Annotated in this window: 20 protein-coding genes and 1 pseudogene; 12 read left to right on the plus strand and 9 right to left on the minus strand. The window is 48.9% G+C overall.

Going from position 1 to position 20,947, the window contains the following annotated elements:
* Positions 1-358: 358 nt before the first annotated feature.
* On the minus strand, positions 359-808 hold the full coding sequence (locus DD597_RS22875) for a VOC family protein (RefSeq protein ID WP_023324738.1): 450 nt from the start codon (positions 806-808) through the stop codon (positions 359-361).
* Positions 809-1,294: 486 nt separating this feature from the next.
* On the opposite strand from DD597_RS22875, the gene DD597_RS22880 reads away from it, so the two are divergent.
* Positions 1,295-2,476, plus strand: coding sequence for a diguanylate phosphodiesterase (locus DD597_RS22880; protein ID WP_023324739.1), 1,182 nt, complete (start codon positions 1,295-1,297; stop codon positions 2,474-2,476).
* A 564-nt stretch (positions 2,477-3,040) separates the two neighbouring features.
* On the opposite strand, the gene DD597_RS22885 is transcribed toward DD597_RS22880, so the two are convergent.
* Entirely contained in the window at positions 3,041-3,826 is a 786-nt protein-coding gene (locus DD597_RS22885) for an IclR family transcriptional regulator (RefSeq protein WP_023324740.1), read from the minus strand.
* Between the two features lie 149 nt (positions 3,827-3,975).
* Here DD597_RS22885 and DD597_RS22890 point away from each other — a divergent pair, with 149 nt between their 5' ends.
* Together DD597_RS22890 and DD597_RS22895 are read left to right on the plus strand one after the other, a co-directional pair.
* Positions 3,976-5,568, plus strand: a complete 1,593-nt coding sequence (locus DD597_RS22890; protein WP_129256602.1) for an MFS transporter — start codon at positions 3,976-3,978, stop codon at positions 5,566-5,568.
* 10 nt (positions 5,569-5,578) lie between these two features.
* On the plus strand, positions 5,579-6,607 hold the full coding sequence (locus DD597_RS22895; protein WP_032628271.1) for an HlyD family secretion protein: 1,029 nt from the start codon (positions 5,579-5,581) through the stop codon (positions 6,605-6,607).
* A 256-nt stretch (positions 6,608-6,863) separates the two neighbouring features.
* Here DD597_RS22895 and DD597_RS22900 read toward each other — a convergent pair whose 3' ends face one another.
* Complete coding sequence (locus tag DD597_RS22900; RefSeq protein WP_023324743.1) at positions 6,864-8,243, minus strand: PLP-dependent aminotransferase family protein; 1,380 nt, start codon at positions 8,241-8,243, stop codon at positions 6,864-6,866.
* Between the two features lie 109 nt (positions 8,244-8,352).
* Between DD597_RS22900 and DD597_RS22905 the strand changes: the two genes are divergently transcribed.
* Genes DD597_RS22905 through DD597_RS22915 form a run of 3 tightly spaced genes read left to right on the plus strand, consistent with a single transcriptional unit; the run spans position 8,353 to position 9,890 of the window.
* Complete coding sequence (locus tag DD597_RS22905; RefSeq protein WP_023324744.1) at positions 8,353-8,778, plus strand: GNAT family N-acetyltransferase; 426 nt, start codon at positions 8,353-8,355, stop codon at positions 8,776-8,778.
* Positions 8,779-8,786: 8 nt separating this feature from the next.
* Positions 8,787-9,395, plus strand: a complete 609-nt coding sequence (locus DD597_RS22910; RefSeq protein WP_224222677.1) for an FMN-dependent NADH-azoreductase — start codon at positions 8,787-8,789, stop codon at positions 9,393-9,395.
* Positions 9,396-9,410: 15 nt separating this feature from the next.
* On the plus strand, positions 9,411-9,890 hold the full coding sequence (locus DD597_RS22915; RefSeq protein ID WP_059356660.1) for a carboxymuconolactone decarboxylase family protein: 480 nt from the start codon (positions 9,411-9,413) through the stop codon (positions 9,888-9,890).
* Positions 9,891-10,136: 246 nt separating this feature from the next.
* Here DD597_RS22915 and DD597_RS22920 read toward each other — a convergent pair whose 3' ends face one another.
* The 4 genes and pseudogenes from DD597_RS22920 to DD597_RS22935 all read right to left on the minus strand — a co-directional run.
* A complete protein-coding gene (locus tag DD597_RS22920) occupies positions 10,137-10,586 on the minus strand; it encodes a carboxymuconolactone decarboxylase family protein (RefSeq protein WP_005131814.1) in 450 nt (149 codons plus the stop codon).
* A gap of 479 nt (positions 10,587-11,065) precedes the next feature.
* Positions 11,066-11,752, minus strand: a complete 687-nt coding sequence (locus tag DD597_RS22925) for a replication protein P (protein ID WP_063444233.1) — start codon at positions 11,750-11,752, stop codon at positions 11,066-11,068.
* Positions 11,749-12,666, minus strand: coding sequence for a replication protein (locus tag DD597_RS22930; protein ID WP_032628274.1), 918 nt, complete (start codon positions 12,664-12,666; stop codon positions 11,749-11,751). The genes DD597_RS22925 and DD597_RS22930 overlap by 4 nt, the downstream gene beginning before the upstream one ends.
* An 84-nt stretch (positions 12,667-12,750) precedes the next feature.
* Positions 12,751-12,927 (minus strand): annotated as a pseudogene (locus tag DD597_RS22935) (toxin YdaT family protein); the annotation flags it as partial.
* Between the two features lie 66 nt (positions 12,928-12,993).
* Here DD597_RS22935 and DD597_RS22940 point away from each other — a divergent pair.
* From DD597_RS22940 to ttcA, 6 genes are all read left to right on the plus strand, one after another.
* Positions 12,994-15,252 (plus strand): PD-(D/E)XK nuclease-like domain-containing protein, encoded by a 2,259-nt coding sequence (locus DD597_RS22940; RefSeq protein WP_255571352.1) that lies wholly within the window; start codon positions 12,994-12,996, stop codon positions 15,250-15,252.
* A gap of 9 nt (positions 15,253-15,261) precedes the next feature.
* Positions 15,262-16,347 (plus strand): RecT family recombinase, encoded by a 1,086-nt coding sequence (locus DD597_RS22945; RefSeq protein ID WP_022651303.1) that lies wholly within the window; start codon positions 15,262-15,264, stop codon positions 16,345-16,347.
* A 38-nt stretch (positions 16,348-16,385) separates the two neighbouring features.
* Positions 16,386-16,628, plus strand: a complete 243-nt coding sequence (locus DD597_RS22950) for a DUF4060 family protein (protein WP_020882485.1) — start codon at positions 16,386-16,388, stop codon at positions 16,626-16,628.
* A 64-nt stretch (positions 16,629-16,692) separates the two neighbouring features.
* Positions 16,693-16,905 carry an excisionase family protein gene (gene xisR / locus DD597_RS22955; RefSeq protein ID WP_022651304.1) on the plus strand — a complete coding sequence of 71 codons (213 nt, stop codon included), beginning with the start codon at positions 16,693-16,695 and terminating at the stop codon, positions 16,903-16,905.
* A 1-nt stretch (position 16,906) separates the two neighbouring features.
* Positions 16,907-18,145 (plus strand): site-specific integrase, encoded by a 1,239-nt coding sequence (locus tag DD597_RS22960; protein ID WP_022651305.1) that lies wholly within the window; start codon positions 16,907-16,909, stop codon positions 18,143-18,145.
* A gap of 49 nt (positions 18,146-18,194) precedes the next feature.
* Positions 18,195-19,130 carry a tRNA 2-thiocytidine(32) synthetase TtcA gene (ttcA, locus tag DD597_RS22965; RefSeq protein WP_032609308.1) on the plus strand — a complete coding sequence of 312 codons (936 nt, stop codon included), beginning with the start codon at positions 18,195-18,197 and terminating at the stop codon, positions 19,128-19,130.
* A gap of 43 nt (positions 19,131-19,173) precedes the next feature.
* Here ttcA and dbpA read toward each other — a convergent pair whose 3' ends face one another.
* Positions 19,174-20,547, minus strand: coding sequence for an ATP-dependent RNA helicase DbpA (gene dbpA, locus DD597_RS22970; protein WP_032609310.1), 1,374 nt, complete (start codon positions 20,545-20,547; stop codon positions 19,174-19,176).
* A 57-nt stretch (positions 20,548-20,604) separates the two neighbouring features.
* A complete protein-coding gene (locus DD597_RS24910; protein ID WP_163270243.1) occupies positions 20,605-20,757 on the minus strand; it encodes a hypothetical protein in 153 nt (50 codons plus the stop codon).
* Positions 20,758-20,947: the final 190 nt, after the last annotated feature.

Genomic DNA, 20,947 nt, shown 5'->3' on the forward strand with positions numbered 1-20,947 from the left:
CACAACAAGGGAAGACCCATGCATATACAGTATATTTATAAACATATCTCACGGATTTTGCAACGATTAAAGAGTGTTCGCACTATGGAGCGCTTTCAGGCTTACAGGTATATGTTTTAAGTACGATATGGGGCAGATCTCAGATTTGGAGGTCTACACAATAGTTATGTTGAATAGATTTCAGCGGAGTTTGGTGCAGTTTCGCTACTAAATTGTGGCTTAGAAATGAGATTAATAAAATGAAAATCTGTAAAGGCTAATATGGAGCTTGCTGTTACTAGCAACAAATTAGTCAGCAAGCTCTAAAACGATATGAAACATTACCAGAGCGTAATGTAATCCAACCGGTTATCGAAATTTACTGAGATGCAGGCACTGTATCATAATGACGAAAAGCCTCGATCCCGACTTTCTGACCATAAGAAAGTTCAAGTGTGTTACCATCAGGATCAGCGAAGAAGACATAATAACCTACCGGTTCCCCTGCCTGAACAGGTTCTTTTCGCAAGATGCCCTCCATCCTAGCCATCGCTACTTTATTGTCGATTTCTTCAATGCTTGAACAAGCTACTCCCAAGTGACCAAAATTACCTAAAGGGGTGTCAGTCACAGCATCAACCTGGACAAGGACAAGCGCAAAAGGGCGAGTTAGGTCACTTAACCACGCGACTTTACGTGCCTCCGGAAGGTCAGGCTCTCGCCTGTGTACGACTTCCATGCCAGCATAACGGCCGTAAAAATCAATACTTTTATCCAAATCTCTAACAACAAACGCAACGTGCGTAAAACCGACATCAATCTCTTTCATTAGGCTAATCCTTTAACTATATCGAGAATCGCCATCTTAAAAGCTCAAGCTAACTTGAGGTCAAGTGCCTTTCAATCAATGCTTTTGCTGGATTTCTTGCACGTATCTTTCAATGTCGTTGAGGGTTGCAGCCTATGCTAACTAGCTCCAGCAAAATGAAGATAAGGCCCGCTACGCAAAGAAGAAGAGATAAAGTTAAAGCCACAATGAAAACCATTAGAACCTCCATGTGATAATTTTTACTACCGCAATCTTAGAATCAATTTTTACTTTGTCACGTGTGCATACCAAGCAAATTTACGTTGCAGAATCGTGAATTTCTCGCAGGATTAAACCACGTTAATTTAATGGTTTTTTGTGAAGCATTGTACTCTTCATGCACAATTTTAACTTTACCGTACTCGTTTTTGTAAATTTTTCAGTTAAATAGCCCTAACTGACCTTCCGTATGCTACTTTAGAAGAAAATCCTTTAAAGTGTGAAACTATGCTTACTACTCTTATCTACCGAAGCCACCTGCGAGCTGATACACCAATTCAATCCATTATTGACATGGTCAGTGAAGCAAATTCCCGAAATGAATGTGCGGGGGTAACTGGTGTTTTACTTTTCAATGGGATTCATTTCTTACAGCTTCTGGAAGGTGATGAAGCAGCTGTAATGCAAATCTATGAAAAGATTTGCCTAGATACACTTCACTTTAACATTGTAGAACTCTTATCCGATTATGCCCCCTATCGACGATTTGGCCGCTCAGGCATGGAATTAATTGATATAAGACTATTCAGTAAAGAAGAGTGTCTGGACAGGGTTCTTCAACGTGGAACAACCCAACATAAAATGCTTTACAACGACAGAGCCTTAAGGTTTTTCCGCACATTTATAGATTCTGCTGAGACAGACAGCTATTATGAACTTCCTGATAGATACAGTTGGTTTTTTTCATCCGATCAAATAAATGTATCATCGGTTGATCCCGATATTATCGAAGACATGCATGCAGTTATAGACCCTCTGGCTGCCCAGATTCATTCTTTTGTCTTGAATGCTAAATCAGATAATGACGTTATAAAAGCCAATAATTTACTTTTTGATTTGGAATCGAAGAAAGATTTGTTAAAAATTGCAGGGGGTTTCATTACCTCTTCACAACGAGTATCAATAACACTCCTGCCTTTAACCTTACTGAGGGTGCCGAATGCAATTGAGATTTTGCTCGATTACATCAGAGAAAGTAACTTACACCCAGAACAAGTTTTAGTTGAGTTTTCTGAGAGCGAAATAATCCCTGAAATTGATGAGTTCGCGCATTCCGTGCAGATTCTCAAAAGCTGCGGTTTAAGTGTTGCTATTAATGACTTTGGTGTGGGAAATGCAGGTTTATTGTTTCTTTCGAAATTTCAGCCTGAGAAGCTCAAAATACACCCTCAACTAATCCATAATATACATAAGGACGGCTCTAAGCAGGCGATACTACAAAGTTTAATACGTTGCGGCGAACTTTTAGAGATAAGGATTTGTGCAACAGGTGTCGAACAACCAGAAGAATGGATGTGGCTAGAATCCGCTGGTATATTTTGCTTCCAGGGCAATCTTTTTTCAAAATATGATAAAAATGGATATTTGAAGATCTTCTGGCCAGAATCTAATGAATTCATAGAATTTTAAAAAAAAACTTCCAGACTTATTACTTTTTCATAGGCTTAACGCAGTCATAATCGATGGGTGTCAAGCTGGAAGCGGATAAACTAATATATAGTGAAAAGTCAGCGGGCCCGGCGGGTGCAAAAGCAATGCTTCAGTACTCAGCTAAAATGCGGTAAACGGAGCAGGCTTAAATAGTTGGTCTCATTTTCGCTCACACATCCCCTTACCCTCCTACCAGCTTTCATCCAATCATATTTGGCTTTTAAAGCTCAGCTGGTATCGAGCAGTCAGCGATACTTGCGCAGCAAACGTGCCGCGCAATTTGGTTTTCCAGTAAGTCACACAAGCGCCTCGTCATTACCCGAAGCGGCTTATCACGTGAAGGTAGTTTTTACAGTCATACAAAGGCTGGAATGTCAGCTTTGTGCCAAAAGCGGACGTAGCTAACAGTACTTAGTGTTGATCAACGGGAAGCTGGTCAACTCCATTACCAACTGATCGTTGTATCTAATATTGGGGCAGGTCGGGCCGGGCTGTGCAAGCGGCCTAACAAATTTCGTTGAGAACACTTATTCCTGTTGTTAGTTATTCTCCTACCGAAATTATTCTTCCAATTTCATTAACTATCGCCTCCTTGCATTGCATGAGTTCTTTCCGATAAAAGGCTTCATGTTTATGGAAACGTGGCGCTGGAACTAATAATGAGATAGAAAAACGACCAAAAAGTGTGTCTAGCGCTACTGCTATCGTGCAGACGCCCTCAAGAGTTTCACCCAGATCTATAGCCAGCCCATTGGCACGAACATCGGCGATCAGCTCCAGAAGCTGTGGAAGAGTTTTAACTGTCATTCCGGTTAGATCTTCATAGGCATCGCCTACCAGTATGCGGACATCTTCATCCCTTTCCATAGCCAGTAACACACGACCGCCGGAAGTACTGTAGAGCGGCAAATTAAGTCCAATACGAGGTACAACACGTAATTCACGTGATGCTACAACGTAATGGACGATTGCCAGCTGGGTACCACTGGCACGTGCCAGGGTCACTGTTTCATTAATATTGGCCGAAAGCTGCTCCAGGAAGGGACGTACAAGATCCACTACATCGCTGTGCACACTGGAAATAAGTTTGAGTAGTGCTGGTCCCAGACGCAGACCACCTGCACCGCTGCTACGCACAAGTTGAGCACTGTCTAAGGCCGCGACAATACGCTGCACCGTTGAACGAGGGAGAGCAACCTCCTGCGCAATTTCCCCCAGACTCATGCCGCCTGGGTGTTTACCCAGCACATTCAAAATTGCAGCTGCACGGGCGATAACCTGAATCCCGCCGGGTTTTTCATCCTCAAAGCTTGAAGCATTAACGGCCATATAGAGCTCCTTATCGTCCGGTGACGGACAGCCTGTTATCTCAGTTCTTGTCTTAATTATCACATTGCAATGGACGCTACCACAATGTAAGATGCCACATTGTACCACAATACGGTACATTGTATCGATTTAATGCACGAGAACTTTGTATGAATGCACAGCGTTCTACCCAACCCTTGCCCCCCTTTACCTGGCGCCTTGCAATGGGGTTTGTGGGTGTACTGATTGCAGCCTTGACCTCCGGACTTAATGGTCGGGTTATAGATATAGCGCTTGCAGATGTGCGTGCCGGAATTGGCGTGACTTATGATCAAGCCAGCTGGTTCACATCTGCCTACCAGGCCGCGGAAGTAGTGGCGATGATGATCGCACCATGGTTTGCTGTGACTTTTTCGCTGCGTAAATTCGCGCTTGCTTGCGCTGGCGGTTTTATGGTTTGCGGCATACTTTTACCCTTACTGCCGAATGCGCCGTTGTTTATTCTCTTGCGAACGATACAGGGCCTGTTTAGCGGCGCACTTCCTCCCTTACTCATGACTGTGGCGCTACGTTTTCTGCCACCATCTATAAAACTTTATGGACTTGGAGCTTATGCTCTGACTGCGACTTTAGGTCCAAATGTGGCACCTTCACTGGCGGCATTCTGGACAGATGAAGTGAGCTGGATGTTCATGTTCTGGCAAGCGGTCCCCGCCATTTTGATTTCGATGATATTTATTGGCTGGGGTTTGCCGCAGGACCCGATTTATCTCGACCGATTTAAACAGATCGACCTGTTCGGTATGCTTACCGGCTGTTCTGGTATGGCGTTTTTAATAATCGCCATCACTCAGGGTGGACGTCTGGACTGGTTTGAATCGCCGTTATTTAATTGTCTGTTATCCAGCGCCATCGTGTGCCTGGCGATTTTTCTGATTAATGAATGGTTTCATCCCCTCCCTTTGTTCAAATTACAGATGCTGGAGAGAAGTAACTTTTCATATGGCCTGATGGCGCTCGCTGTAGTGTTGGTACTGTCGCTGGCTGGCTCGGCTTTGCCGTCCAATTTCTTTGGCAAAGTAGAGGGCTTTCGAACAGCGCAATTTGCGCCGCTGGCTTTGACCATTGGGCTCCCGCAGTTAATTATCACTCCACTTGTTGCCGCACTGCTTAGTCTGCGCTGGGTTGATTGTCGCTGGCTGATAGCTTTCGGGATTGCTCTGATGATTTTCGCCAGCCTGATGGGTATGCAGATAACCAGCGACTGGGCACGCCAGAATTTCTGGGCCATACAGGTTCTGCTGGCGATTGGATTACCGTCACTTATTTTACCGTTGCTTATGAGCGCAACCAGCGTTGTGGCTCCCCCGGAAGGACATTATGCCTCTGCTATGTTCAATACCGTACGGGGTTTTTCAAGCATCGCTGCTGGCGTATTAGTGGAATGGTTTATAAATAACAGAGAACAATTTCATTCTAATGTTCTGGTCAATAACGTAGCCAACCGCCCATGGTTGATATCGACACCGGTCAGTGAGCAGGCCAGCAGCAGCATCCCTTTATTACACGACGGCAGCATCAGCAACACCGAGAACATCGCGGGATTTATCACCTTATTAAAACATCAGGCAATTGTTCTGAGTCTGGGCGACAGCTATCTGCTGATGACTGGCTTTGCCGTCCTGCTGTTATTACTCACTGTCTGGTTGCCAAAACGTGTCTGGCCGCCCCAGACACGTTTTCAACCTGCCATGACTAAATAGAGGTGGTTAAATGAAATTTTCTGTATCCAGAAGGACGATTATGCTCAGCGCATTATTAATTCTGATGATGACGATGATATTTTTCGTCTGGTCGACAATGCTGAATAATGATACACGTACCAATGATGCCTATGTGAATGCGGATTACACACTGGTAGCACCAAAAGTATCGGGTTATATCAAAAATATCTATGTCGCGGATAACCAACGGGTTAAAGCAGGGCAAACACTGGCCACGCTGGATGACCGAGACTACACAATAGCGCTTGAAATGGCGCAAGCTAATTTGCAGCTTAGTCAAGCAAAACACCTGAGCAGCCTTGCACAACTGGAGCAGCAACAATCCATTATTGCTCAGACTAAAGCGACCCTTTTAGCCAGTCAGGCATCGGCGCAGTACGCCAGTCAGAACGCTGAACGTTTTAACAAACTTTATCAAAGAGGTACCGTCGCTGCGGACGATCAACAAAAAGCCCATTCAACGCAGCGTTCTGCATCCGCAGTCGTTCGTCAGAACGAAGCTGCTCTGACCTCAGCAGAAAAACAGGTAGGCGTGTTGAGGGCTGCATTACGTCAGGCGGAAGCCGATGTTGCAGTCGCGCAGGCAAAGGTCAGTCAGGCGAGGCTTAACCTTTCTTATACGCGTATTGTTGCACCAGTCGATGGGATGGTAGGCCAGCGTTCGGTGCGCCTCGGTGCCTACGTTAACGCAGGGACACGTCTGCTGGCCGTGGTTCCGCTACATCAAACTTACATCACTGCCAATTATCTTGAAACACAGCTGGCAAATGTTCAGCAGGGGCAGAAGGTCTTAATTAAAATTGATGCCATGCCTGGCAAAAAGTTTACTGGACATGTCGATAGTATCGCTCCTGCAACCGGCGCAACGTTTTCAGCCATCCAGCCAGACAATGCAACGGGTAACTTTACTAAAGTCGTCCAGCGTTTACCGGTGAAAATAGTGCTGGATGGTAATCAACCCGATGCAAAATTATTGCGCGTCGGGATGTCAGCCGTTCCTGAAATTGAGATCCGCTAATATTCCAGATACACTCAAAAAACCGCTCTATTTTTGAACGTCTGGCTTAGAAACGGTGTTCCCGTTAGCGATACGTAATATCCTGTAGGAGATATATGGCACCGACATCAGACTAAATTCCTGTTAAAAAACACATGTAGTATCACGATCATATTTAGTCGACCCTCATTTACAGGGAGTGATCGACTAAATATTTTTATCAGGCAACGATACGGCTAAACAAGAGATTATTATTCACGCCTGGCTATCAAAAAACTTAATGCTGCATAAGCGCCAGTGTTTTTTCCTTAACCCGCTCCAAAATTTTCTGCGCCTCTTCGGTTGAGCGAATATTAGTGTATCCAATGACTAACCCATAACGTTTTTGTGTCTGCGCATACCAGCTCGAGAGTGGCCGGACGTAAAGCTCGTGCTGTGTCCATAATGCAGCTAATGCGGTATCTACAATGCCACGTTGCAGAAAGGCAACAATATGCATCCCGCCATCTGTAAGCTCAAATTCAAATAACCCTGGAAAGCTCGTTTCAATTGCTTCAAGCATCATGCGACGCCGCTGCTGATAGAGTAAGCGCATCTTTTTTATATGCCGGTAGAAGTGCCCTTCGCTAAGGAATTGCGCAAGTATTTTTTGCGGCAGTAATGGTAGACCCGTTTCAAGGATTTCGCCCAGTTCACTGAAACGGGCTACCGTCTCCTGTGGTATTACCATATAGCCGATACGCATAGCTGGCATTAGCGTTTTACTAAACGTACCGGTATAAATAACCCGGTCATGCATATCGAGGCTTTTCAACGCCGGGATTACTTTTCGTGTGTAATGAAACTCTCCGTCGTAATCATCTTCGATTATCCAGCTACTGTTTTGCTGTGCCCAGGCCAGCAGCTGATGCTTACGCGGTAATGAAAGGCTAACTGCGAGCGGACTTTGATGAGTGGGTGTAACGATAGCGAAGCGTGCATCATTGTGATAGCGCTGAAGAAAATCAACATCCATGCCCTGCCGATCAACAGGTATATAGTGCAGATTGGATGCCATTCGCTTTAATAATTGCTGACCATAAAAGTAGCCAGGATCTTCAAACAGCACTTTATCGTCAGGCTGTGCAAGTACCGACAGAATTAACCGTAAGTTGGCCCGATAGCCGCTGGTAACAAAGATTTGCTCCGGTCGGCAATTCATTCCTCTTGAAATATTGAGATAACTTGAAATGGCCTCACGTAGCGGCTGAAAGCCCATTACCGGGGGCATGAGCATTTCTTCTGGACGAAGACTTCGCGCCGCTTTTCCCGATATTAGTAACCATTTTTTATGGGGAAATTCATCCAGGGCAGGGATTCCGAGCCTCAGATCACCCTTCCTTTCAGTAATCTGTGTGTTAAGTGAACAAGACGATACAGCGTTGTCTGCGCTGACCGTTGAAGTTAGCCTGAGCTCCGGATTTATATAGGTCCCCTTTGCCCCCAGACTCACGAAATAGCCTTCTCCAATAAGAATTTCATACGCGGTTTCTACCGTTTTTCGCGCTACCTGCAACTCGCTTGCTAGCGAACGAATCGAGGGAACGCGCGCTCCCGGTTTCAGAAGACCGTCCTGAATCTGCTGACGATAGCGGGCATAAATCTCTTTGTACCCCATTAAATGCACCTTTAGATGTCCTATCAATTAAGTGCAATAATGGCCCTTTTTAACCAGACATACAAGATTAAGATATGGCTATTAACTAAGCCACTCATTATGAGGCGTCATGAAGATTGAACATTACGACACCGCTACTGACCTTGCCCGTTGCTTTGCGCTGATGCGGGAACTACGCAGCAAACTGACGAATGAGAAACAATTTATCGCCCAGGTACAGCGCCAGCAGGCGCAAGGTTATCGGCTTGCAGGACTGGAGCAGGATGGCAAACCAATAGCGCTGGCCGGTTATCGACTGCTCGAAAATTTTATTCACGGGCAATTCTGTTACGTCGACGATCTGGTAACAGTGAGCGAGGCTCGCGGTCAGGGGATGGGTGCAACGCTGTTGAATCACTTAGCGGTAATCGCACGTGAATACGGTTGTGGTCAGATGGTCCTTGATACCGCCATTAGTAATTCAGGAGCCCAGACATTTTATCAGCGTGTCGGATACACCGCCCTCGGCCTGCACTTTTATCGCGATCTCACCTGAGGAAAAAAATGATGAAACTGCTTCACATTAAAGTCAGTCCGGATTTATCAGGATCGGCATCCCGCGCGGCGTCTGAACGCCTTGTAGAAAAATTACGCGCGCATCATGCCGAGCTTGAAGAATCAGTTCTGGACCTGGCTCAACGGCCGCTACCACATCTTGATGCATTTACCATTGCTGGTTTTTTTACCCCACCAGACCTACGTAGTGAAGCTCAGCTCACCGCTATTAAGACTTCGGAACAACTGGTAGATCAGCTTTTTGATTGCGACACATTGGTTATCTCATCACCGATGTGGAACCTCGGCCTGCCTTCCGTGCTGAAGGCCTGGTTCGATCATATAACCCGCGCCGGACGAACTTTCGCCTTTACGCCAGAGGGCAAAAAAATAGGGCTAGTCAGCGGCAAAAAAGTGTATTGCGTTGTCGCCAGCGGCAGCGTATTTGCCCACGGTCCATTTGTAGCAGATGACCAGTTCACGCCCTACATTCGCGTAGCGCTTGAATATATTGGCATTACCGACGTGCAATTTATTCGGGTAGACGGCACGCATGACCCCGTAACTCGTACTACAGCATTACCCCATGCACTGCAAACCATTGATCGTTTATTTTAAAAAGAGGATTACAATATGTCGTCACGTGTGAATCATTTCAAAACCATCCCGGCACTGGCTAAAACACTTGCCGATGCTTCTATGGCATTAGGAAAAATCTCGCTGGATAAAAAACTTAAGCACTTAGTTGATATCCGTGCCTCACAGCTAAATCATTGTGCATTTTGTCTGGATATGCATGTTAAAGAAGCAAAAATGCATGGAGAGCGTGAACTGCGTCTTTATCACGTTGCAATCTGGCGGGAATCGCCATTGTTCAGCGCCAAAGAGAAAGCTGCTCTGGCACTGACTGAAGCTTTGACCCGCATTGGTAATAATGGTGTAAGCGAAGCGCTTTACAACGAATTGCGCGAACATTTCTCTGAAGTGGAAGTATCAGAGTTAACATTCACCGTTGCTGTAATTAATGCCTGGAACCGTCTGCAGATTTTATCGCAGATGGCACCAGGCTCGATGGATAGCGCTTACGGTCTGGATCGTGCTGAATTACATTAATAAATGTCCGCCAACAACACTTCTTGTTGGCGGCTTTATTTTTTAATTATAAGCTTACATATAATGTAATAACCGCACACGAATAGTATTCATAGTGTATTTTCAACCTAATATTATACATGCTTAAAAGAATATTAAGATCGATTATATTCATCGCTAGCTGTTAAAAAAGTAAAAACCGCCTTTCGGCGGTTTTTACTTTTGGGGAAATGAGTAACCAATCGCGAGAAGAAAATGAATGGTAATTTATGCCTTGGCCAGCGGCTTCATTCGAAAGCTGACGCCCATACGATTAAGTGCATTCATTGTTGCAATAACGATGGTCAAATCGACCAAATCTTTTTCACCAAATACTGAAAGCGCTGCAGAATACGCTTCATCCGAAGCATGTGTCTCACTTACTCTGGTAACTTCTTCAGCCCATGCCAGCGCCGCTTGCTCCAGATCCGAGAATAAATATGTAGCCTCCTCCCATACGGGAATCAGAACTATTTTCTCTACCGACATGCCACACTTCATAAGATCGCGGGTGTGAATATCAATACAATGCGCGCAGCCATTAATCTGAGATACTCTTAAAAAAACCAAATGTATTAACTCTTCCGGGAGATTTGTTCCTGTTGTGGCGAAATGATGCAGCGTTCCCAGTGCTTTTGAGCCTTCTGCAGATACCTGGAACCAATTTGGACGTTTCATTTGTTTTCCTTTAGAAAGTGTTACTTGATTGATTTATCTACGGAAATATGCCTCACCTTCTTCAGAAGGATTACTGATGGATACTTCAGTGTTAAGTCATCATAATCAAAATTGACATATAAAAAAGACACAAAGAAGAGGAAAATGCGTAGGACATGTTAGAAATGGAATGCCATGAAACTAATATGGGTTTAACTTTGATTCAACAATGATGATTGTTTGAATGGCCAATTTTAGTCTTTATGCAGAAATGGCACCTGAGGATGTGACTTGGTGAAGGCCTTCATCATTATGGTAAAAAAGGTGCAGGATACATTGTCGGATCACTCTTTCTTCTGGCTGAACTGCCGATTACCAGCAGGCTAAAGCCTGGCTATCCCAAACGACAATCGACGTTCCCAGGGAAGAAATGTTTAATTCATATGTAATGAAATTCGTTCTGTACGCACACCTCTCGCTCATAGCGGACCATTTCTTTCCTATGCCCTTCCTTCAGCCTTCATCCGCTCGTATTTGGCTTTGAGACGCTCTGCAGGTGTCGGTCCCTTCGACGATACTGGTGCTGCCAACGCTCTACGAACTGGCGGAATCGGCTTCCCGGCCAGCACCCGCTTTTCCCACACATCCAGAATGTCACTGGCTTCACGCTCGAGTTCTTTAAGACTCAACTGACCATTTGTTCCACGGCGCCGCAGTTCAAGGCAAATGTGGTAATAAACCGCCTTTGGCCACGGATATAGCTCGCTGCTCGGGTACCGATAAACCAGCTTCCTCCACTTCCAGTATTCAGCCATGACGTCAGCAGTGGTGATCCCCAGCACGCAGCGCCCTTCCCTGCACCACTTGATGAACTGGCCTGGCGAAGGCAGAAATGGACGCTCCTGTCGGCGTACCATGCGCATGCCGGCTTCGACCTGCGCCATGGTTGTGATCCCGTTTTCTTTAAAGGCCAGCACCCATTGCCGGCGGATCTCGTTCACGTCTTCCTGGCTGCGATTAACCAGGCTTGCCGGGAACGCGGCCGCCAGCTGTACGAACAGCCCGTTGATAATCTGAGCCACCTGCTGCGTTTGTTCGCGTTCGGTGTACTGCTCAGGCATGTTGTGCGCTACCCGGCAAGCCTGTTCCCGGTCAAAATCGCGAATGCTCTCTGCGAGGTTTTTCATTCCAGCACCCCGTCAATCCAGTCGGTGTTATGCAGGTCAATGCCGCCCCGGGATGGCTTTGCCGTTCCGGTTGCACGCAGCCGCTTCGTAGTGAGCTGATCCCATTGCTTGCGCAGACTTGAAGGGCTCAGGATGTTGTCTTTCCAGAACTCATCCCGGTTGGCCCACTGGAAGAGGTCACAGATTTCGTAGTGAGTACGCTTGTCCTGGGCACGCATCAGCCTTATGGTGTTTGCCCATTCAGCCCAGTTGGGTTCGGATAGCGATGCGTTGACGGTGAGAAGCCTGTCGTAAATCCAGCGTGCGGCCTTGAGGTCGTCAGCGGATCCCCATGATTTACCTGCAGGGGTGTATATCCCGGCGGCTGCTTCTGGATGGCGTGAGAGAAACTTTTGAGTTTTCTGGTTTCGGGATTCGTCAGAATTCCGAGACGAGGATATTTTAATATTGTTCTTGTTATAGTCTTGGGTGTCTACCGTTTCCGGGAAGGTTTTTCCCGTTTTCGGTAACACTTTTCCCGATTTCGGGAAGACTTTTCCCGTTTTCGGCTTGTCTAAAATCCAGGCAGAAAGGTCAGTATTTATACCGACCGTTTTCATCACTCCCTGCTTCTGACTGAAGATAATTTTGCGTTCTGCGAGTGATTTAAGCGCATCCGAAACGTGGGAATCACTCAGCCCTGTAAGCTCGGCGATCACCGTGTTCGTAACGCGGTCCTGTTTCTTGTTCCAGCCGTAGGTAAGCCAGATCACCGCCTCAAAACACTGCCACTCCCGGCCTGACATTCTCAGACGAGGCTTGAGTTGTTGTATCTCGTTAGCGACCTTGGTATACCCGTTCGACAGGTCGGCCATACGACCTCCCGCTTGTTCAGTTCTGTGGGGGAAATTGATAATTTCAGCTGTGTTTGACATACTTAGCTCCGCAATTACACTCCGTTTTTGCACCTGAAAGTCGGTTCTGTTCGCGCAGACCGGCTTTCGCCTTTTCTGAAGAACTCATATTGCCCCCAACATGGTTGTGACCATCGCCAGCAGCGGCGCTGTGAGATCCGGATCGACACGGAACATTTCGAAAATCCCCTCTCCTAACTCCTTTAGCTTTTCCTTCTTCGGTGCATCAACCATCAGAGCTTGCTTCGCCTCACTCACCTCTTTTTCCAACCTGGCTATCCGGTCGTTCGTATGCCATTTCGCAAGCAGCTACTCGCTCAGTTCACCGCCGACGAACTGCGCCACCACTTGACCCGCGAAGAATACGAAGGTATCAGCGCGCTGGAAATGGACACAGACAACAGCTATGTCCAGAACCTGCTGCTGGCGGCAGAAAACTGCGAAGAGGTGAAGGGTTACGATACCAAAGACCTGTGGCGCTACACCGACGCCATTCGCAAAGTGTTCAGCCAGGAGAAGCGTCACGAACTCGCTTTGGTTCTCCGATTCACCAGAATCTGGGCGGCGACTGATTACATTGACCGCGGCATTCTCGTTCGCGAATGGGCAGCCGGTAACCGCATTAGTAATGTTCAGCGCACCGATTCTGGTACCAATGCCGACGGCGGCTATGTAACGGATCGCGGCGAAGGCGCGCATCACACTCTGGACACTCTCGATCTTGAGATCGCATGCGCCCTACTGCCTATGGACTTCCACCACTTCGAAATTCCTTCGAGCGTGTTACGACATGCCAAAGAAATCGTGGCGAAGAAAGAAGAACCATGGAAATCCTGGAGCGCCATCCTGCGTAATCAGCCCGGCATACTGGCGGTTAACCGTGCGGCAATCTTCAACTTGATCCGCATCGCGCCAGATAACATCCACCACACGCCAGCGGCTCATCTTGAGTTTGTGAATAAAACCATGACGGCTGAATTTAACTCTGCTGTGAAATTACTGCCGTTGCCTACTCCTGTAGTTGAGACTGAAGCCCCAGCTGAACAACCGCAGGTTGAAAATCTCGGCAGCGGCGTGTTCTCCATCGATGGCCTGATGGGGGGAAATACCGAACCGGTCGTCAATACCTCCTCAAATGAAGTCGAAAACACGAAATACACAGCGGAGACCACCAGCGATGTGCAGATGGAAACGGCTAAGCCAGAGAAAGACGAAGATGTTGATTCGGTACAACCAGGCGAAGGCGCTTATGCAGCTAATACGCAGACAGATTCCATAGCGCCGGAAGAGCAGCAGTCAGAGCCAGTACTCGAATACCCGGCCTACTTCGAACCTGGCCGCTACGAAGGTCTGCCGAATGATGTTTATCACGCAGCAAACGGCATCAGCTCAACTCAGGTGAAAGATGCCCGCGTCAGCCTGATGTACTTCAATGCGCGCCATGTAGCTAAAACTATCCCTCACATAGCATCAAAAGTGCTGGACATGGGAAACCTGGTGCATGCCCTTGCATTGCAGCCGGAAAACCTCGAAGCAGAGTTCAGCTTAGAACCGGGGATCCCGGAGGATGCTTTCACCACCACCGCAACCCTGCGCGAGTTCATCGACGCGTACAACGCCAGCCTGCCGGCGCTGCTGAGTGCTGACGAGATTAAAGCGTTGCTTGAACAACATAACGCATCCCTTCCCGCTCCAGTGCCGCTTGGTGCGAGCCTGGAAGAAACGGCTCAAAGCTATATGGCTCTCCCAGCTGACTACCAGCGTATTGAAGAAGGCCATAAACAGACAGCAACGGCAATGAAGGCATGCATTAAAGAGTACAACGCCACCCTGCCCGTGCCGGTTAAAACCAACGGCAGCCGTGATGCGCTACTCGAGCAATTAGCGATCATCAATCCTGATTTGGTCGCACAGGAAGCGCAGAAACCGACGCCGCTGAAAGTGTCCGGCACTAAAGCAGACATGATCCAGGCAGTTAAGTCGGTTAAGCCCGATGCCATATTCGCCGACGAACTGCTGGATGCCTGGCGCGACAACCCTGGCGAAAAGATTCTGGTTACCCGCCAGCAACTGGCCACAGCGCGGGCAATTCAATCTGCACTCCTGGCGCACCCGACCGCCGGCATGCTGCTGACACATCCAAGCCGCGCCGTTGAAGTGAGTTACTTCGGCTTTGACGACGAAACAGGTTTAGAAGTGCGTGTACGCCCTGACCTTGAGATTGAACTGGACGGCGTGCGCATCGGTGCTGACCTGAAAACCATCAGCATGTGGAATGTGAAGCAAGAAAGTCTGCGCGCCAGGCTACACCGGGAAATCATTGACCGGGACTACCACCTCAGCGCAGCTATGTATTGCGAGACCGCGGGGCTGGACCAGTTCTTCTGGATATTCGTCAACAAAGACGAGAACTACCACTGGATCGCCATCATTGAGGCATCCACCGAACTGCTGGAACTGGGCATGCTCGAGTACCGCAAAACGATGCGTGCCATAGCAACCGGATTCGACACGGGCGAATGGCCAGCGCCGATCACTACCGATTACACCGATGAACTGAACGACTTCGACCTGCGCCGCCTCGAAGCGCTGCGCGCTCAGGCTTAAGGGGGATTTATGCATAACACAAACGTTTCCGTTGCTGACCAGAACACCGTTATTAATTCCAACGTGGCTTTGTTCGATTCCCAGTATCTGAACGCCATCAGCACGTTCGCGCAGATCATGGCGCAAGGCACCGCGACTGTTCCTAAACACTTACAGGGTAATCAGGCCGACTGCATGGCGGTAGCAATGCAAGCGGCACAGTGGCAGATGAATCCCTTTGCCGTGGCGCAGAAGACGCACCTGATTAACGGTGTGCTCGGGTATGAAGCTCAACTGGTTAATGCCGTCATTTCACGCAGCGGCGTGCTTGCCAGTCGTTTTGATTATGAGTGGTACGGTCCATGGGAAAAGGTTGTAGGAAAATTCCACATCCGTAAAGGCGATAAAGGCGAGTACCGCGTCCCGGGCTGGACCCTGGCTGACGAAGCCGGGATCGGCATCATTATCCGCGCAACTCTGAAAGGTGAAGATCAGCCGAGAGAACTTGATTTACTGCTGGCTCAGGCCCGAACCCGAAACTCTACCCTGTGGGCTGACGACCCACGCCAGCAGTTGGCATATTTGGCTGTCAAACGCTGGGCGAGACTGTTCTGCCCGGATGTGATTCTGGGTGTTTATACCCCGGATGAACTGGATGATCGCCGTGAAGAACGAGAGGTAAACCCAGCACCGGCGCAGCACGTAAGCCTTGCAGACATTTCAGGTGACAACGTCACTATGACTCAAACGGCTCAGGAATCAGCTCAAAATATCGATGCACTTGCTGATGATTTCCGTGACCGGATCGAGGCGGCTCAGGATGTGGATAGCGCTAAAGCTCTGCGCGCAGATATTGAAACCGTGAAAGTAACGCTGGGTTCTGCCCTGTTCACTGAACTGAAGAACAAAGCTGTGAAGCGTTATTACCTGGTTGATGCTCGTAACAAGGTGGAAGCGGCAATCAACTCCCTACCATCTCCAGATGAACCCGGTGCGGCAGAACGCTTTGGCGAAGCTGAACGCGTGTTGGCATCTGTGAAACGCCATTTAGGAGAGGAACTACACGATCAGTTCAGCATCACCCTGGCGGATATGAAACCGGAATACGTGGACTAACGAGATCGGGAGGAGAAACCCTCCCTCAAGGAGAAGAAATGCGACTGATTAATCGAGGCAGTAAGCAATCCCCTTTAGCTCGCCAGGCATGTGAAATCGCGCTCGCAGCCCACCAGCAAAGATATGGTGACTATGGGCGCAGCAAGATGAAAGAGACCTATACGGTGAGAGTGGAAGGCGTGAAGGTCTGGGTCGAGGTAGTGAACTGCAAGGCAAGCTACGTGGCCACAGCAATGACCGGCATGCGCCGACTGCGTTCCCTGCCCGGCCAGGCAAACTGAAACTGAAATATCAACGACTGAAGACCGGCATATCTATACTCATGCCGGTTACCTGAGGTGAACCATGTCGCAGGTAATTTTTAACGAAGAATGGGTTGTTGGCGCCAGGCTCACAGAAAAAACAGGCCTGACCCAACGACAGATTGAGAAGTATCGCCAGGGCTGCTGGGTAGAAGGTGTCCATTTTAAACGGATATCGCCTTCTGGGGAAAAAACCTTGCGTGGCACAACCTGGTATAACTATCCGAGAATTAATCAGTTAATAAGGGATGCGTAAGATGGCAGCTTTGCCTACAGGTGTCGAAATCAGAAACAATAAGATTTGTATCTGGTTTATGTACCGGGGAAAGCGTTGCCGCGAAATTCTCAAAGGTTGGATTAACACCCCGGCGAACATCAAAAAAGCCGGGAATCTTCGGGCTGTGATCGTTAGTGAGATCAACCTTGGAGAGTTTGATTACCATCAGCGCTTTCCTTCATCGTCCAGAGCAAAAAAAACCGTAACCACTGTTTCAGTTCAAACCTTTTCAGAGCTGTGTGAGCTGTGGACGAGCATTAAAGAAACCGAAATTAGCGCGAATACCATGCGTAAGACTCGCTCACAACTCGGTACGTTAATGCACATCATTAACGGAGATACGCCTGTTTCAACTATACGCCACAGCGACATTCTGAAATACAGAAAGGAGCTGTTGAACGGTGAGACACTTTACCTGGCAAATCCCAGAAGTAACAAACAGGGACGCACTGTGCGTACCGTGAACAACTATATATCGCTTCTGTGCTCCCTTCTTCGGTTTGCACACAAGTCTGGCTTTATCAGTGGCAAACCCTTTGAAGGGATCAAGAAACTACACAAAGGGAAAGTAAAACCGGATCCTTTAACGAAGCAGGAGTTTAGTTTGCTTGCGGCATCCGAGCGTGGCCAAAGCCTCAATATGTGGACGTTCGCAGTTTATACTGGTGTCCGTCATGGAGAGCTTGCAGCTCTTGCCTGGGAAGATATCGACTGGGAAAAAGGTACGGCTCATATACAGCGCAACCTTAATGCGCTAGGAATGTTCGTCCCACCAAAAACCGATGCAGGTGATCGCGTTATCACGCTTTTAGAGCCAGCACTAGAGGCCTTGAAGGCACAGCGTAAGCTGACTTCGTTACAGCCCAAAACCGAGATTGTGTTTCATCACCGAGAGTATGGTGCGATGGAATATCAGAACCTGCGGTTTGTTTTCATGCCCAGGATGCGCAAGGGCATACAGAAGGCCTACTACTCTTTATCGAGTATCGGCTCCAGATTTAACGCAGCTGTAAAACGTGCTGGTATTCGCCGCCGGAATCCGTACCATACGCGGCATACTTTTGCCTGCTGGCTTTTATCTGCCGGCGCTAATCCGTCTTTCATAGCCAGCCAGATGGGGCATGAAAACGCGCAAATGGTTTATGAAGTCTACGGTGCGTGGATTGAAGAAATGAATGGCGAACAGGTGCTGATGCTTAACGACAAGCTCGCACGCTGAAGAATTTTTGCCCCTATTATGCCCCTATTGGCTCCGAAGGTAGTAATAAATGCAAGAAAATCAATCAAATACAAAGAAAGAGCAATACAACCTGAATAAACTGCAAAAGCGACTGCGCCGTAACGTGGGCGAAGCCATTGCAGACTTCAACATGATTGAAGAAGGCGATCGCATCATGGTCTGCCTGTCGGGCGGTAAAGACAGCTACACCATGCTGGAGATCCTGCGTAATCTACAGCAAAGCGCACCGGTGAACTTTTCCCTGGTCGCGGTTAACCTCGATCAGAAACAACCTGGCTTCCCGGAGCATATCCTGCCGGAGTACCTTGAGAACCTGGGCGTTGAGTACAAAATCGTAGAAGAGAATACCTACGGCATTGTTAAAGAGAAGATCCCAGAGGGCAAAACGACCTGCTCGCTCTGCTCACGTTTGCGTCGCGGCATTCTGTACCGCACCGCAACCGAACTGGGTGCCACCAAGATTGCGCTTGGCCATCACCGGGACGACATTCTGCAAACGCTGTTTCTGAATATGTTCTACGGCGGCAAAATGAAGGGAATGCCACCGAAGCTGATGAGCGACGACGGCAAACACATCGTGATCCGCCCACTTGCCTACTGCCGCGAGAAAGACATTGAGCGTTTCTCTCAGGCCAAAGCCTTCCCTATCATTCCGTGCAATCTGTGCGGCTCACAGCCGAACCTGCAACGTCAGGTCATTGGCGACATGCTGCGTGACTGGGATAAACGCTATCCGGGCCGCATCGAAACCATGTTCAGCGCCATGCAGAACGTGGTGCCTTCGCACCTCGCCGACGTTGAACTGTTCGATTTCAAAGGGATTAACCACGGTTCAGAGGTGGTGAATGGCGGGGATCTGGCGTTTGATCGCGAAGAGATCCCGATGCAGCCTGCTGGCTGGCAGCCAGAGGAAGAGGATGCGCAATTCGATGAACTGCGCCTGAACGTGGTAGAAGTCAAGTAACCTGGCAGCGTCTCAGATATCGTTTCTGAGACGCGTTTTAAGCTTACTTCAGCAGTCGAACGCGGCAGGTTTTCCCTTTAATCTTCCCGCCCTGCAACTGTTTCCAGGCCTTATGCGCAACCGACTGGCGAACCGCTACGTAGACATGCGCAGGGTGGACCGTGATCTTGCCAATATCTGCCCCGTCGAGACCGATATCCCCTGTTAACGCCCCCAGAACGTCACCGGGACGCATTTTGGCCTTTTTACCGCCGTCGATGCACAGGGTGGCCATTTCCGCCGCCAGCGGAGCGATGCTGATATTACCTGGGGTATTCACCCAGTTGAGTTTCAGTTGCAGCATTTCCGAAAGAATATTAGCGCGCTGCGCCTCTTCAGGTGCGCAGAAGCTGATGGCGAGACCACTGTTACCCGCACGCGCAGTACGCCCGATGCGGTGGACATGCACTTCCGGATCCCATGCCAGTTCGAAATTCACCACCAGCTCAAGCGATTTAATATCCAGGCCACGGGCCGCCACATCCGTTGCAACCAGCACGCGAGCGCTGCCGTTAGCGAAACGCACCAGCGTCTGATCGCGATCGCGCTGTTCCAGATCACCATGCAGCGATAATGCGCTCTGCCCGGCATCATTCAGGGCATCGCACACCGCCTGACAGTCTTTTTTGGTATTACAGAACACCACGCAGGACGCTGGCTGGTGTTGGCTCAGCAATTTTTGTAGCAGTGGAATTTTGCCCTGCTGCGATGTCTCGAAGAACTGCTGCTCAATCGCCGGCAACGCATCGACAGTATCGATTTCAATGGTCAGCGGGTTCTTCTGCACGCGCCCGCTGATCGCCGCAATCGCCTCAGGCCAGGTGGCAGAAAAGAGCAGCGTCTGACGCGTGGCTGGCGCAAAGCGGATCACTTCGTCAATCGCATCGCTGAAGCCCATATCCAGCATGCGGTCAGCTTCATCCATCACCAGCGTTTGCAGTGCATCGAGTGAAACGGTGCCTTTTTGCAGGTGATCGAGCAGACGGCCCGGCGTTGCCACAATGATATGCGGCGCGTGCTGAAGGGAATCGCGCTGCGCACCAAACGGTTGCCCGCCGCAGAGCGTTAAAATTTTAGTGTTAGGCAAAAAACGCGCCAGACGACGCAGCTCACCCGCGACCTGGTCGGCCAGCTCGCGCGTCGGGCAGAGTATCAGGGACTGAGTCTGAAACAGGGTTGCATCAATGTGTTGTAACAGGCCTAGCCCGAATGCAGCCGTTTTTCCACTGCCGGTTTTCGCCTGCACGCGCACGTCACGGCCTTCAAGGATAGCCGGCAGCGCGGCGGCCTGGACAGGGGTCATAGTGAGGTAGCCCAACTCATTCAGGTTAGCCAGTTGGGCTTCAGGCAGAACGTTCAGCGTGGAAAAAGCGGTCACAATATACTCTCGTAGTAATGATTGCAGTCAGATGGCGCGTATCCTCGCAGATCTGCGCTAACGATGCGACAATTTAATCGGTTCTTCATCGGGCGGCGGATCCGGCATCGGCTGCGGACGTGGGACAGGATCGGGTATCGGCGTCGGATCGGTGGGCACCGGATCGGACTGCCAGGTGTTCAGGCGTTGCAGGGCAAGTAGAATACTCATCTTTTCCTCCAGATTAGGGTGCTGACCCCTAAAGGGTAGACGCAGATAATCAGGAGGCAAAAAAAAGCCGACTATGAAGTCGGCGTCGTACGAATCAATTGTGCTATGCAGTAATTCAAAAAAAGGAAGTAAGACAATATGGAGCGCAACGCCCATCGCTTGACGTTGCATTCACCTGCGGGAGTAATAT

The sequence above is a fragment of the Enterobacter cloacae complex sp. 677-3DZ2D5B genome (assembly GCF_004136695.1).
Taxonomy (GTDB): domain Bacteria; phylum Pseudomonadota; class Gammaproteobacteria; order Enterobacterales; family Enterobacteriaceae; genus Enterobacter; species Enterobacter hormaechei_C.